A 12,730-nucleotide genomic window follows, 5' to 3' on the forward strand; every position below is an offset into this window, starting at 1 on the left:
CCACCATGACCGACACTGCCAGGCCCTCCGTCCTCTTCGTCTGCGTGCACAACGCGGGCCGCTCGCAGATGGCCGCAGGCTTCCTGCGCGACATCGCCGGCGACCGGATCGAAGTGCGCTCCGCCGGTTCGATGCCCGCAGACCAGATCAACCCCGTCGCCGTCGAGGCGATGGGCGAGCTCGGCATCGACATCACGACCGAGCAGCCGAAGGTGCTGACCACCGAGGCCGTGCAGGCGTCCGACGTCGTGATCACCATGGGCTGCGGCGACGCCTGCCCGTTCTTCCCCGGAAAGCGCTACGAGGACTGGAAGCTCGATGACCCCGCCGGACAGGGCATCGACGCCGTCCGGCCCATCCGTGACGAGATCCGCGGGCGCATCGAGAAGCTCCTCGGCGAACTGCTCTGAGCGGGCGCGCACCTTCGAGCGGAGCGGCTCGAGAGTGAGCGAAGCGGGACGAGGGCGCCCTTCGTCTCGCTTCGCTCGCTCAGGACCCGGGAAGGCGAGATCACGCTCGCTCAGGACCCGGGAAGGCGAGATCACGCTCGCTCAGAACCCGGGAAGACGAGATCACGCTCGCTCAGGACCCGGGAAGGCGAGATCACGCTCGCTCAGGACCCGGGAAGACGAGATCACGCTCGCTCAGGACCCAGGGCAGCATCAGGCCGGAGGCGCGTCCGACTTCCGGCCGCCGGCCTCGAGCACGTCGCCGGCGGGCAGTTCCTGGTGGCCGCCGAACTGCAGGCGCATCGCCGAGAGCACCTGGTTGGCGAAGTGGTCCTCGTCGCGCGAGGCGAACCGCTCGAACAGCGAGGCGGCGAGCACGGGCACGGGCACTCCCACGTCGACGGCGGCCTTGACCGTCCAGCGCCCCTCACCCGAGTCGGAAACACGCCCGGCCAGACCGGTCAGCGTGGGGTTCTCGTTCAGTGCGGCGGCGGTCAGGTCGAGCAGCCACGACGACACCACCGACCCGCGCCGCCACAGCTCGGCGACCTTGCCGGTGTCAATCGGGAACTGGTAGAACTCGGGCTCCTCCAGCGGAGCCACTTCGGCCGAGTGCTCAGCCTCGCGCACCCCGGCATCCGCGTTCTCGAGCAGGTTGAGGCCCTCGGCGAGCGCGGCCATGATGCCGTACTCGATGCCGTTGTGCACCATCTTCACGAAGTGCCCGGCGCCCGACGGACCGCAGTGCAGGTAGCCCTGCTCCTCGGGCGCGAGAGCGCCGGTGCGGCCGGGCGTGCGCTCGATCTCGCCGGCTCCCGGCGCGATCGTCTTCAGCAGCGGCTCGATGTGGTTCACAGCGGTGTCGGTGCCGCCGACCATCAGGCAGTAGCCGCGCTCCAGTCCGAAGACCCCGCCGCTCGTGCCGGCATCCACGTACTCGATGCCGCGCTCGCGCAGCGCCTTGGCGCGGCGCACGTCGTCGCGGTAGTTGGAGTTGCCGCCGTCGATGATGATGTCGCCCGGCTCGAGCACGGCGGCGACGTCGTCGACGACCTTGCCGGTGAGCGAGGCGGGCACCATCAGCCAGACCACGCGCGGCGTCTGCAGCTTGGCGGCGAAGTCGGCGATATCGGATGCTCCGGTCGCCCCCTCTGCGGCGAGCGCGGAGACCGCATCGGGACTGACGTCGTAGACGACGCAGTCGTGGCCGTCGCGCATCAGACGCCGCACGATGTTGGCGCCCATCCGGCCAAGTCCGATCATTCCCAGTTGCATGGTCTCTCCCTCACTCAGGTCCGAGTACATCGTCCTGCACCGCCGACGACAGGGCAATGATCCGCGCGGATGCCGGTCAGTTCAGTCCGGTGCCGGCATCACCCGTCGGGATCTCCATGGGCACGTCGTAGCCGAACTCGTCGCGCAGCGCGGGTCCGATCCGCTCCAGCCGCGCCCGCAGCCAGACCAGCAGGGCCAGTCCCAGCAGCCAGAGGACCAGAACGAGGGGGCCCGCGACGCCCGCCGCGAGGAGGGCGATGACGGTCCACACCGCCATGGTCGTGACGGCCTGGGTGCGCAGGTCGTTCGTGAGGGATCGTCCGCGCTCCTTCTCGGCGTCGGTCGGCGACGGGCCGCGCAGCCGCTGCGGCAGGCGGGAGAGCTGCACCCAGCGGGCGAGGTGCAGCACGAGCAGTGTCGCCGCGCACGCGGCCAGGAGCAGCCACGCGACGGCCACCGGCACTCCCCCGATCGTGTCGCGCAGCGCACCGGCCGCACCGGTGAGGACGATGCCGGTGACCAGGCACCACACCATGGCGCGTGAGGCCCGATCCAGCGGCGTGCGCAGCCGACGGTCGCGTTCGGCCAGCCGGGCGCGGCCGGTCCTGTCGTCCGGCAGGAGCACCGCGGCCTGGCCGTGCACGCCCACGGCGCCCTTCGGAAGTGCGGCGGCCCGCGCAGCGATCCGCCCCCGCGTCAGGCTGCGTGTGACCAGCACCGCGAGCAGGAGGACGACGACGAGCGCGAAGCATCCGACGGCCAGCGCCGGGAAGACGGGCCCCTGCGACCACAGGATCGCGAAGACGATCGCCATGATCGCGGCGAATCCGGCGACGCAGAACAGGCTCACCTGCAGCGGGAAGAAGGGCGTGGCCGTCGCCTGCCCGCGGAACTCGACGGCGTTGCGCAGTTCGGCGGAGCCCGCCACGGCGCCGTCGTACATCCGCATCCGCGCGAAGTGCGCGGCGGTGAACGCCGGCCCGAGCAGCACCAGGAAGACGGCGACGGTCACCGCTGTGATGAGGAGCAGGCGGAGCCCGGCGGCGTTCATCGTGTCGCCCGCCCCGCTCAGTCCGCCGAGCAGCACGAGCACGCCGGTGAGTCCGACGCCGACCCCGCCGGCGATCGCCACCGCGATCACCGCGTCCAGGATGCCGCTCGACCAGACCACGCCCGTGGTCGGTGGCAGCTCCGGCCTCCGTCGAGTCATCCTGCTCCTCCGAACTTCTCCACGGCGAAGTCGAGCACTGCCGATGCGCGCGGTGTCAGGGTCATGTCCGCCGGCCAGAGTCCCACCACGTACGAGCGGGTGACCGGCGGATCGAGAGGCCGGATCACGAGCGGACGACCCTCGGTGCTCATCGGGAGGGTGTTCGGCCGCGACATCAGCAGCCCGTATCCCAGGCCGCGCCCGACGAGCGCGTCGACGAGGGTGAGCTGCGTGGCCTTCGCCACGATCCGGGGCTCGAGGCCCCGGGCGGCGAAAGCGTCCGTCACGTTGCGCGTGCCAGGGGCGACGTCGTACAGGATGCACGGCTGGTCGGCGAGATCCGCGAGATCGATGGACTCCGCCGACGCCAGCGGGTGATCGGGATGCAGGTGCACCTGCAGCTCGGTCGGGTAGATCCTGCGACGCCGGTAGCCGACCGGCAACGAGACATCGAAGATCAGCGCCACGTCGAGGCGTCCGGCCTCGAGGGCCGCGAGCAGCTCCTCGTTGGTGCCGACCATGATCTCGAGGTCGACTCCCGGATGCCGTTTCGGGAAGCCCTCCAGAAGCTCGGGGACGACGTGGGTGGCGAAGCTCGAGTAGCAGCCCAGCTTCACCGGACCGCGCAGCTCCCGCCCCTTGCCGACGCCCAGCACCAGCTCCTGGGTGTCCGCGATGATCTTGCGGGCCTGCTCGGCGAACTGCTGGCCAGTCGGTGTCAGCGTCAGCCCACGCGCCTTGCGCCGCACGCACAGCTGCTCGCCCACGGCCTTCTCCAGGCTCGTGATGGCCTGGGACAGGGCGGACTCCGAGATGTGCAGATGAGCCGCTGCCGCGCTCAGCGTGCCGAAGTTCGGCAGTGCGGCGAAGAGCTCCAGCTGCCGCAGGCTCACATCGGCCATGAGCACTCCCGTCTCACCATGACTTCTTCGATTCACTCGAACTATATCCGCGGATAACCGTGATTTACACACAGACATCAGTGTCCGACGATGAGAGGACCCGATTCCCCCCGGCCCTCCTCATGGAGGGCAGAACAATGACGTTAGGGATGCTCATGACCGCCTCGACTGCCGCAGTCACCTCACAGCGCCGGATCGCCTTCGCGACGATCATCGGCACCACCATCGAGTGGTACGACTTCTTCATCTACGCGACGAGCGCCGGTCTGGTGTTCGCCCAGCTCTTCTTCCAGCCCGCCGGCAAGGACATCGCGCTCCTGCTCTCGTTCGCCACCGTCGGCATCTCGTTCCTGTTCCGGCCGCTCGGCGCCTTCCTCGCAGGCCACTTCGGCGACGTGATCGGACGGCGCGCGATGCTGGTCGCCACCCTCGTCCTGATGGGCACAGCGACGACCCTGATCGGCGTGCTGCCCACCTACGCCCAGATCGGCATCGCGGCGCCGATCCTGCTGCTCCTGCTCCGCATCCTTCAGGGTCTCTCGGCCGGCGGCGAGTGGGGCGGTGCGGTCCTGATGGCCGTCGAGCACGCCCCGTCGGACCGTCGGGGCCGCGCTGGCGCGTGGCCCCAGCTCGGCGTCCCCCTCGGCTTCCTGCTGGCCTCGGGCATGACCGCACTGATGACCGGTGTCATCTCGCCCGGGGAGGCGTTCCTGCAGTGGGGCTGGCGGGTGCCGTTCCTGCTGAGCGTCGTACTGATCGTCGTCGGCTTCGTCATCCGCCGCTCCGTCTCGGAGAGCCCGGTGTTCGCGGAGATCGCTGAGCGCGGCAAGCAGGCGAGCCTGCCGATCGTGACGCTGTTCACGCGCCACTGGAACCTCGTGGTCCTCGCCGCCCTCGTGTTCGTGGGCAACGGCACTCTCGGCTACATGACCACGGGCGGCTTCCTGAACAACTACGCGATCAGCGTGCAGCACCTGGATACCACCTCGGTCCTCGTCGCGGCGGTCTTCGCCGCCACGGTCTGGTTCTTCTCGACGCTGCTCGCCGGTCACCTCGCCGACGTGATCGGCCGCCGGAACACCTTCCTCATCGGCTTCGGTCTGCAGGCCGTCATCGTGTTCCCGGTCTTCTGGCTCGTGGACACGGCCGGGCTGCCGGGGCTCTACATCGCGCTGCTCCTGATCTCCACCGGCCTGGGACTCACCTACGGGCCGCTGGCCGCCTGGTACGCGGAGATCTTCCCGGCATCCATCCGCTTCTCGGGCGTCTCGATCACGTACGCGATCGGCGCGGTGCTCGGCGGGGCGTTCGCTCCCATGATCGCGCAGATGCTGCTGGGCGCCACCGGCACGGTCGCCGCCGTGTCGGCCTATCTCCTCATCGCAACTCTGCTGGGCGCGGGCGCCACGCTGTGCCTGCGCGATCGCTCCGGCATTCCGCTCGGACCGGACCATGAGGCCGAGCAGGCGACGGGCGCCACGATCTTCGAGCCGCAGACCACCGGTGCGCTCGCAGGAACCCGGTAAGGCGCGCACGGCGTGCGCAGTTCAGTCAAGGAGAAGCAATGCTGAGTCGTCACACCAGGATCGCGATCATCGGCGGGGGGATGGGCGGACTCACCGCCGCCATCGCCCTGACGAAGATCGCGGGAATCCAGGTCACCGTGTTCGAGCAGGCGAGCAGACTCGGAGAAGTGGGCGCGGGCGTCACGGTCGCTCCGAATGCCGCGCGCGTCCTCGAGCGGCTCGGGGTGCTGGACCGGATCCGCAGCCTGGGCGCGGTCCCCGACGGTCACGGCGTCTACCTCGATGCAATGGGCCGCATGGTCACCGACGCCGCCTGGGAGGACACGGCGAAGCAGTACCAGAACATCGGGATGTACCGGCCCGATCTCATCGGGGCCCTGGCCGACGAGGTCGACCCCGAGGTGGTCCGGCTCGGCCACCGTCTGGCGTCGGTGGAGGCGGTCGACGCCGGAGTGCGTCTGGAGTTCGAGGACGGCACGGAGGAGGTCTTCGACGCCGTCATCGGCGCGGACGGCATCCACTCGGTCGTGCGCAGGGCCGTCGACCAGCATCCGGAGCCCGTGTACTCGGGGTACATCGTGTACCGCGGAGTGATGGACGCCTCCCGCCTGCCCGCGGACTGGCCGATGATCAGCCAGGTGTGGATGGGGGACAGCCGGCACTTCATGTGCTATCCGCTGCAGCAGCGCAGGCTCTTCAACTTCGTCGCCGGCGTCCCGAGCGACCGTCCGCTGAACGGGCCGTGGTCGGGTCCGGCCGAGGTCGGCGAGCTCGCCGCCGAGTTCGCCGGCGAGAGCTGGGATCCCCGGCTGCAGAACTTCATCTCGCAGATCGAGAAGACGTTCTGGTGGGGGCTGTTCGACCACGAGCCCCTCACGAACTGGTCGCAGGGGCCGATCACGCTGCTCGGCGACGCCGCGCACACGATGCTGCCGCACCAGGGGCAGGGTGTGAACCAGGCGATCGAGGACAGCATGGCCCTCGCCACATTCCTCGCGGCGGCCGACGACGTCGGCGACATCCCGGAGGCGTTCCGCCGGTACACCGCCGTCCGCATGCAGCGAACGGCCATCCTGCAGAACGGCTCGCGTCGCGCAGGCGCGATGTTCGATGCGCAGTACGAGTTCGCCGACCTCACGAAGCGCGACGCCGACATCCGCGTCGGCCGCGACTTCCGCCGCGGAGCGGTGTTCGACTACGACGCGCAGAAGGTGGCCGAGCAGGCGCTCGGCCGGTTCAGGAAGGTGCAGTACGCATGACCTCGATCAGCATCATCGGCAGCGGCAAGATGAGCGGGGCGATCGCCGAGGTCGCGACGCGCGCCGGCGCCCACGTCCAGATCGTCAAGCGGAGCGCGACCAGCATGTCGGCGGCGCGCCCCGGACTCGACTACAGCGTCATGGGCGATGAGCTCACCGGCGACCTCGTGGTGCTCGCCGTTCCGTACAGTGCGTACACCGGCATCCTCGAGCAGTACCGGGATCAACTCGCTCGGAAGGTCATCATCGACATCAGCAACCCGATCGACTTCTCGACCTACGACGAGCTGAGGTCGCCGGCCGACTCTTCGACCGCCGCCGAGCTCGCGAAGATGCTCCCCGAGGGCGCAGCAGTCGTGAAGGCGTTCAACGTCAACCTCGGCGACACGCTCACCAGCGGCACCAACGGAACGACCCCGACGACCGTTCTCTACGCCGGCGACTACGCCGACGCGAAGATGCGAGTCGCGGCGCTCATCGAGGCATCGGGAATGCGCGCGGTCGACGTCGGTCCGCTGACGCGTGCCCGCGAACTCGAGGCGATGGGCTTCCTGCAGATCATCATGGCCGCACTCGGCAAGACACGGTACGAGTCCGGGTTCGCGCTGCTGCCGTAGGTGCGGGATACCGGGGCATCGAAACGCCTGTCCGCCGGCTGCTCGGGCGAGGTGGACGAGCGGATGTCGCGGCTGGATGCCCCGACCTCGATCCGTGCTCGCCGGGATGCTGCGACTCAGGACAGCAGCGATGCCGCCGCCGCGATCACGCGCTCCAGCGAGCCGCGCGCGAACGGCGCCGGCATCCCGTAGTAGCGGTGCGCGTCGGCGACTTCGTAGCCGCCGTGCTCGTACTCGTCCTCATCGGTCAGGTAGCCCGCGACGCCGTCGCAGTAGCCGAGCACGAGGACGGGTCCGTCGTGCTCGGCGCGCAGACGATCGGATGCCGCGAGGAAGGGCTCGCCGGGCAGACAGACGATGCGCAGAGTGCCGGCCGAGATCACCGACACGCGCCCGGTCCATCGGGTGCCGTGCGGGCGGCCCTCCGCCCACCGCAGCCATTCCTCGAGCAGCGCCGAGCGGTCGGTCCCGCGGGCGAGCTCGTCACGCCAGGCACGAGCCTCGGCGGCGACATCGGACTCGGGCTGCAGGTCGAGGGCGACCTCGGCGGTCGCGAAGGCCGCGTCACGCGCGTCGATCTCCTGCACCGGCTCTCCGAGCGCCGCCCGGGCGAGGATGCCGCCGATGCGGTCCGCGTCGGCGAAGGTGTGCCCCTCGCCGCCCGGCACGTACGAGGACTCCGGGCTGAAGTCGCCGGGGTTCACGTCACCGGCGGCACCGGTGGCGTAGACGCACACGCTGCCGGGGAAGGCCTGCTCGACCTGCTCGCGCAGGGGTGCGACGAAGTCACCGCTGATCAGGGTGTTCGCCGCGTCCAGCACCACCGGATGACAGGCGTGCGTCACGAGGGTGGCGAGGCGACGGCCGTCATGGTCGAACCCGACGGCCTGCACGGGCGGGTCGATGCGGCGCTCCGGATGCCGGCGGTTGCGGGCGACGTCCGCGCCGAAGGCCTCCGAGAAGCAGGTCGTGCACGGCAGCCGACGAGCGGCGGCATCGGCGACAGCCGCGCTGACAGCCATGGTCAGCGCGACGCGCACCTCCGCCTCGTCGACGCCCGCACGGCCCCACCCGACGCACGGGCCGGAGTGCGTGTGCGTCGCATGCAGCACCAGCTCGTCGATGTCACCGCGGGAGATCGCCGCAGACCGCGCGGCGGCGCAGGTGTCCTCGTGCAGCACGCAGCAGTCCACCGCGATCAGGGCGATCCGGTCGATCACCAGGGCGCGGACGGTGAGCGGGTCGTGGGTCCCGGTGCTGCCGGAGGTGCGGGCGGCGTAGCCGGACATCGCTGTGCCGCGCGGCACGGGCACGGTGCGGACGGCGGCACCGACCAGGAGAGTCCCCGTCTGCGGCATCCACGCCCTCCCCTTCGTTCAGGTCGCAGAATACGTCAGATCGTCGACGTCGGCACGACGGGGAGTGCGATCCGGGGCTGCGTCCACGGGGATCCGGAACGTGTCGTAGGGCACGCGACGCACGAGGTCGTCCGCGATCTGCGAGGCGTCCTCCTCGTCGAGGCGGTGGGTGGCCACCAGCGACGCCAGGTAGCCGGCATCCACGCGCCGGGCCATGTCGTGCCGGGCGGGGATCGAGCAGAACGCCCTGGTGTCGTCGATGAACCCGGACGTCTTCTCGAAGCCCGCACTGTCGGTGATCGCGCGACGGTAACGCTCCATGGCGTCGGGGGTGTCCAGGAACCACCACGGGGCGCCGACGTACACGCTCGGGTAGAAGCCGGCGAGCGGGGCCAGCTCTCGCGAGAAGGAGGTCTCGTCGACCGTGAACAGCACCAGCCGCAGCCGGGTGCCCGTGCCGAAGTCGTTCAGCGCCCGGCGGAGCGGTTCGGTGTACGTCATCGGCACCGGCAGATCGTGCCCGGTGTCGGCGCCGAATCGCTCCAGCGTCGGTCGGTGGTGGTTGCGATGGATGCCGGGATGCAGCTGCATCACCATGCCGTCCTCCGCCGACATCTCCATCAACCGGTACAGGATGTCGCGGCGATAGGCCTCACCCTCGGCATCCGTCGCCTCGCCGCGCAGCCCCGCGGCGTGGATGCGCTCCGCCTCCGCCGCCGGCAGCGGCAGCGCCCAGGCATCCGCCACCCCGGTGTCCGTGGCGGTGCCGCCGGCCGCGCGGAACGCGGCGCGGCGCTGGCGCAGCGCCTCGAGCATGCCCGCATAGGTGGTGCAGGGGATGTCGGCTGATGCCTCGAGCCGATCCAGCGCGGGGCGCCATCCGTCCGCCGCGGGATCCATGATGCGGTCGGCACGGAAGGTGGGCAGCACACGGCCGTGGAACGACGGATCGGCGGCGAGAGCGCGATGCGCGGCAAGGTCGGACGCCGGATCGTCGGTGGTCGCGAGCACGTCGACGCCGAACCTCTCGAAGAGCGCACGCGGCCGGTAGTCGTCGTCGGTGAGGCGCTCGGCGATCTGGTCGTAGATGCCGTCCGCGGACTCCGGCGTCAGCCGCTGGTCGATGCCGAACACCTCGGCGAGCTGGTGCTCGAACCAGTACTGCACCGACGTGGCGCGGAACAGGTGCCAGTGCCGGGCGAGCACGTTCCACGCGTCGCGCGGGTCGATCGGAGGCAGTCCCGCCGGTGCCTGCACTCCCCCGAGCGAGACCCCGGCTCCGTGCAGCACCCTGGTCACGTAGTGGTCGCCGGTGAGCAGCAGCTCGGTCGGCGAGGCGAACGGCTGGTCCGCGGCGAGCAACTGGGCGGGCACGTGTCCGTGCGGGGAGCAGATCGGCGCATCGGCGACCCGTCGGTAGAGTCCGCGGGCGATCTCGCGCACGGCGGGGTCGGCGGGCAGAAGCCGGTCTGGATGCATCCTGAGGTTGCGCATGTGGTCCTTCTGGGTCGTGCGTCGCGTCGGCCTCGGCCGGTCGTCCAGATGCACGCTACCCGGGTGCGGACACCTTTGGCAACCGCTTGCCACTAGGATGGCTTTCGGAGGCGTGATCGTTCCGTCTCGAGAGGGGGCCGGCAGTGACGGATGAACCGCGCGATGACGGGCCGACGGTCGTGCACATGGGCGTCGGCGCCTTCCACCGCGCCCATCAGGCCTGGTACACGCAGCGGGCGCCGCACGACGGCACGCCCTGGGGCATCGTCGCGTTCACCGGGCGGAGCCCCGACCAGGCGAGGCTCCTGCAGCGATCCGGATGCCGGTACACGCTCGTCACCCGCGGCGCCGACGGCGACGACTTCACCCGGGTCCGCAGCATCCGGTCCGTCCACGACGGGGCGGACCGCACCGCGTGGCTGAGCGCGATGGCGCATCCGCGCACGCACGTCGTGACGATGACGGTCACCGAATCCGGGTACCGGACCGACCGCCTCGGGCGTCTCGACCTCACCGACCCCCAGGTCGCCGCCGATCTGCACCGGGTCCATGCCGGAACCGATGCGCCTGTCGCGACGGCCCCCGTGCGCCTCGCCGTCGGGCTGGATAGCCGACGCCGCGCCGGTGCCGGACCGCTGACCGTTATCAGCTGCGACAACCTCGCGGGCAACGGCGAGGTCGCCCGCCGTGTGGTGCTGGCAGCGGCCGCCGAGATGGACGCCGCCCTGCCCCGCTGGATCGACGAGAACGTGGCCTTCCGCTCGTCGATGGTCGACCGGATCACGCCGCGCACCCGCCCGCAGGACGTCGACGAGGTCGAGCGCGCCACCGGCATCCGCGACGAGGCGACGGTGGTCGCAGAGCCGTTCTCGGAGTGGGTCATCGAGCAGGACTTCGCGGCCCCGGCGCCGGACTGGCCGGGCGCCGGCGCGCGGCCGGCCGCCGATCTCGCACCCTTCGAGCAGCGCAAGCTGCGCATCCTCAACGGCGCGCACTCGCTGCTCGCCTACCGGGGGATCCTCGCCGGACACCGGGATGTCGCGGCGGCGTTCGCCGATCCGGCCATCCGCGACGCCGTCGAGGCGTACTGGCGGGTCGCCGGCCCGAGCTGCCTGCTGGCGGCCGACGAGGTCGAGGAGTCGATCGCGGCGACGCGGACGCGGTTCGCGAATCCCCGCATCCGGCACGAGCTCACGCAGATCTCCGCCGACGGCGAGCGCAAGCTGCGCGAGCGGATCCTGCCTGTTCTCGCCCACGCGATCCTGGCCGGGGACGACACCTCCGCCCCGGCGGGCGCCGTCGCCGCCTGGCTGGTGACGCAGGCGCGGCGTCCGGTTGCCTTGGACGATCTGCTCGCCGGCGTGACGGATGCCGGGATGTCCGAGGCCATGAGCGCCGCCATCCGTCTCGGGATCCGTAGGCTGGGGGACATGCCCGTCGGCGCCGCAGCGCGCCCCGCGCAGTGAGGAGCATGCCGATGGCTGAGGACGGAACCGGCGACGCCGTGATGCCCGGCGACGAGACCGACCAGGGCACGCAGGTGCGCCCGGGCGAGAGCGTCACCATCTACGACGTGGCGAAGCTCGCCGGCGTGAATCCGTCGACGGTCTCGCGCGCTCTGAACCGCCCCGGCCGCGTGAGCGCGGCGACCGAGAAGCGCATCCGCGCCGCCGCCGAAACGCTCAACTACCAGGTGAATCCGATGGCGCGCGCGCTGCCGACCGGGCGCACCTCGATCATCGGCCTCGTGGTCTCGGACATCACCAACCCGGTGTTCTTCGACATCGTCCGTGGTGCGGAGACCGCGGCCACGCGCAGCGGCTACACCCTGGTGCTCACCGAGTCGGAGGAGTCCGAGGAGCGCGAGTACGAGCGGGCCGAGCGGATGATGCGCATGCTCGACGGCCTGCTGCTCGCCACGCCCCGCATGTCGGACGAGCACATCCGAGCGCTCGCGGGGCAGAAGCACGTCGCCGTGGTGAACCGAGAGGTGTCGGACGTGCTGTCGGTCGTCCCCGACGCCTCGGAGGGGATCGCGGAGGCCGTCCGGCATCTGCGCGGCCTGGGGCACAGCCGCCTCGCCTACGTGCCCGGCCCCGCACTCTCGTGGATGGCACGCCGCCGTGGCGAGCTGCTCGCGCGGCGCTGCGAATGGGCGCACATCGAGCTGGTCCAGCTGGATCCGGTCGCCCCGACCGTCGCGGGCGGCCGCACGGCCGCACGGGCGGTCCGCGACAGCGGCGCGACCGCCGTGGTCGCCTACAACGACCTGATCGCGATCGGGCTGATGCAGGAGCTGGTGGAGGCCGGAGTGCGCATCCCCACCGACCTCAGCGTGATCGGCTTCGACGACATCTTCGGCGCGGACTTCACGTCGCCCTCGCTCACCACGATCAAGTCGCCGCTGCGCGAGACCGGCGACCACGCGATGACCGCCCTGCTCGCCCTCGTCGCCGGCGATCGCGTGCCGCGACTGGGGATCGACCTCGACACGACCCTGGTCGTTCGCGGGTCGACGGGCGCCGCACCGGCCTGACCGCGGCCCGGGCGGCACCCGGCCGACTGCCGCCCGGCTGCTCGCCGCCCGGCTGCTCGCCGCCCGGTCCCGCGCACCTCCGGTGCCGTGCCGCCCGACGCGCC

At 70.9% G+C, this 12,730-nt stretch carries 11 protein-coding genes; 6 read left to right on the plus strand and 5 right to left on the minus strand.

The window, feature by feature from the left end:
* Nucleotides 1-5: 5 nt before the first annotated feature.
* The gene (locus ACFVAE_RS09640) at nucleotides 6-410 is read left to right on the plus strand and encodes an arsenate reductase ArsC (RefSeq protein WP_378891060.1); all 405 of its coding nucleotides are present in this window, start codon (nucleotides 6-8) and stop codon (nucleotides 408-410) included.
* Between the two features lie 252 nt (nucleotides 411-662).
* Here the strand turns inward: ACFVAE_RS09640 and gnd are convergent, their stop codons facing one another.
* The 3 genes from gnd to ACFVAE_RS09655 all read right to left on the minus strand — a co-directional run bounded on the left by gnd (nucleotide 663) and on the right by ACFVAE_RS09655 (nucleotide 3,836).
* Nucleotides 663-1,724, minus strand: a complete 1,062-nt coding sequence (gene gnd / locus ACFVAE_RS09645) for a phosphogluconate dehydrogenase (NAD(+)-dependent, decarboxylating) (RefSeq protein ID WP_378891063.1) — start codon at nucleotides 1,722-1,724, stop codon at nucleotides 663-665.
* Between the two features lie 76 nt (nucleotides 1,725-1,800).
* The gene (locus ACFVAE_RS09650; protein ID WP_378891066.1) at nucleotides 1,801-2,934 is read right to left on the minus strand and encodes a hypothetical protein; all 1,134 of its coding nucleotides are present in this window, start codon (nucleotides 2,932-2,934) and stop codon (nucleotides 1,801-1,803) included.
* Nucleotides 2,931-3,836 carry a LysR family transcriptional regulator gene (locus ACFVAE_RS09655; protein ID WP_378891068.1) on the minus strand — a complete coding sequence of 302 codons (906 nt, stop codon included), beginning with the start codon at nucleotides 3,834-3,836 and terminating at the stop codon, nucleotides 2,931-2,933. The genes ACFVAE_RS09650 and ACFVAE_RS09655 overlap by 4 nt, the downstream gene beginning before the upstream one ends.
* Before the next feature lie 155 nt (nucleotides 3,837-3,991).
* Here ACFVAE_RS09655 and ACFVAE_RS09660 point away from each other — a divergent pair, with 155 nt between their 5' ends.
* The 3 genes from ACFVAE_RS09660 to ACFVAE_RS09670 are packed head-to-tail and all read left to right on the plus strand — an operon-like array spanning nucleotide 3,992 to nucleotide 7,238.
* The gene (locus ACFVAE_RS09660; RefSeq protein ID WP_378891071.1) at nucleotides 3,992-5,362 is read left to right on the plus strand and encodes an MFS transporter; all 1,371 of its coding nucleotides are present in this window, start codon (nucleotides 3,992-3,994) and stop codon (nucleotides 5,360-5,362) included.
* A 38-nt stretch (nucleotides 5,363-5,400) separates the two neighbouring features.
* Entirely contained in the window at nucleotides 5,401-6,621 is a 1,221-nt protein-coding gene (locus ACFVAE_RS09665) for an FAD-dependent monooxygenase (protein ID WP_378891074.1), read from the plus strand.
* Complete coding sequence (locus ACFVAE_RS09670) at nucleotides 6,618-7,238, plus strand: NADPH-dependent F420 reductase (RefSeq protein WP_378891077.1); 621 nt, start codon at nucleotides 6,618-6,620, stop codon at nucleotides 7,236-7,238. Before ACFVAE_RS09665 ends, ACFVAE_RS09670 begins: the two co-directional genes overlap by 4 nt.
* 116 nt (nucleotides 7,239-7,354) lie before the next feature.
* On the opposite strand, the gene ACFVAE_RS09675 is transcribed toward ACFVAE_RS09670, so the two are convergent.
* Both ACFVAE_RS09675 and uxaC read right to left on the minus strand, forming a co-directional pair.
* Nucleotides 7,355-8,596: a hypothetical protein gene (locus tag ACFVAE_RS09675; protein WP_378891079.1), complete on the minus strand. Its 1,242-nt coding sequence runs from the start codon at nucleotides 8,594-8,596 to the stop codon at nucleotides 7,355-7,357.
* Nucleotides 8,597-8,614: 18 nt separating this feature from the next.
* Nucleotides 8,615-10,090 (minus strand): glucuronate isomerase, encoded by a 1,476-nt coding sequence (gene uxaC, locus ACFVAE_RS09680; RefSeq protein ID WP_378891082.1) that lies wholly within the window; start codon nucleotides 10,088-10,090, stop codon nucleotides 8,615-8,617.
* Between the two features lie 143 nt (nucleotides 10,091-10,233).
* Here uxaC and ACFVAE_RS09685 point away from each other — a divergent pair, with 143 nt between their 5' ends.
* The gene (locus tag ACFVAE_RS09685) at nucleotides 10,234-11,556 is read left to right on the plus strand and encodes a mannitol dehydrogenase family protein (RefSeq protein WP_378891085.1); all 1,323 of its coding nucleotides are present in this window, start codon (nucleotides 10,234-10,236) and stop codon (nucleotides 11,554-11,556) included.
* A gap of 11 nt (nucleotides 11,557-11,567) precedes the next feature.
* Nucleotides 11,568-12,626 carry a LacI family DNA-binding transcriptional regulator gene (locus tag ACFVAE_RS09690; RefSeq protein WP_378891087.1) on the plus strand — a complete coding sequence of 353 codons (1,059 nt, stop codon included), beginning with the start codon at nucleotides 11,568-11,570 and terminating at the stop codon, nucleotides 12,624-12,626.
* Nucleotides 12,627-12,730: the final 104 nt, after the last annotated feature.

The sequence above is a fragment of the Microbacterium sp. NPDC057659 genome (assembly GCF_042799915.1).
In the GTDB taxonomy this organism is placed as follows: Bacteria; Actinomycetota; Actinomycetes; order Actinomycetales; family Microbacteriaceae; genus Microbacterium.

Coding starts and splice junctions, on each gene's coding strand:
- uxaC (WP_378891082.1), bottom strand. CDS start 10,090: ATGCGCAACCTCAGGATGCATCCAGACCGGCTTCTGCCCGCCGACCCC.
- ACFVAE_RS09665 (WP_378891074.1), top strand. CDS start 5,401: ATGCTGAGTCGTCACACCAGGATCGCGATCATCGGCGGGGGGATGGGC.
- gnd (WP_378891063.1), bottom strand. CDS start 1,724: ATGCAACTGGGAATGATCGGACTTGGCCGGATGGGCGCCAACATCGTG.
- ACFVAE_RS09660 (WP_378891071.1), top strand. CDS start 3,992: ATGACCGCCTCGACTGCCGCAGTCACCTCACAGCGCCGGATCGCCTTC.
- ACFVAE_RS09670 (WP_378891077.1), top strand. CDS start 6,618: ATGACCTCGATCAGCATCATCGGCAGCGGCAAGATGAGCGGGGCGATC.
- ACFVAE_RS09640 (WP_378891060.1), top strand. CDS start 6: ATGACCGACACTGCCAGGCCCTCCGTCCTCTTCGTCTGCGTGCACAAC.
- ACFVAE_RS09650 (WP_378891066.1), bottom strand. CDS start 2,934: ATGACTCGACGGAGGCCGGAGCTGCCACCGACCACGGGCGTGGTCTGG.
- ACFVAE_RS09675 (WP_378891079.1), bottom strand. CDS start 8,596: ATGCCGCAGACGGGGACTCTCCTGGTCGGTGCCGCCGTCCGCACCGTG.
- ACFVAE_RS09690 (WP_378891087.1), top strand. CDS start 11,568: ATGGCTGAGGACGGAACCGGCGACGCCGTGATGCCCGGCGACGAGACC.
- ACFVAE_RS09655 (WP_378891068.1), bottom strand. CDS start 3,836: ATGGCCGATGTGAGCCTGCGGCAGCTGGAGCTCTTCGCCGCACTGCCG.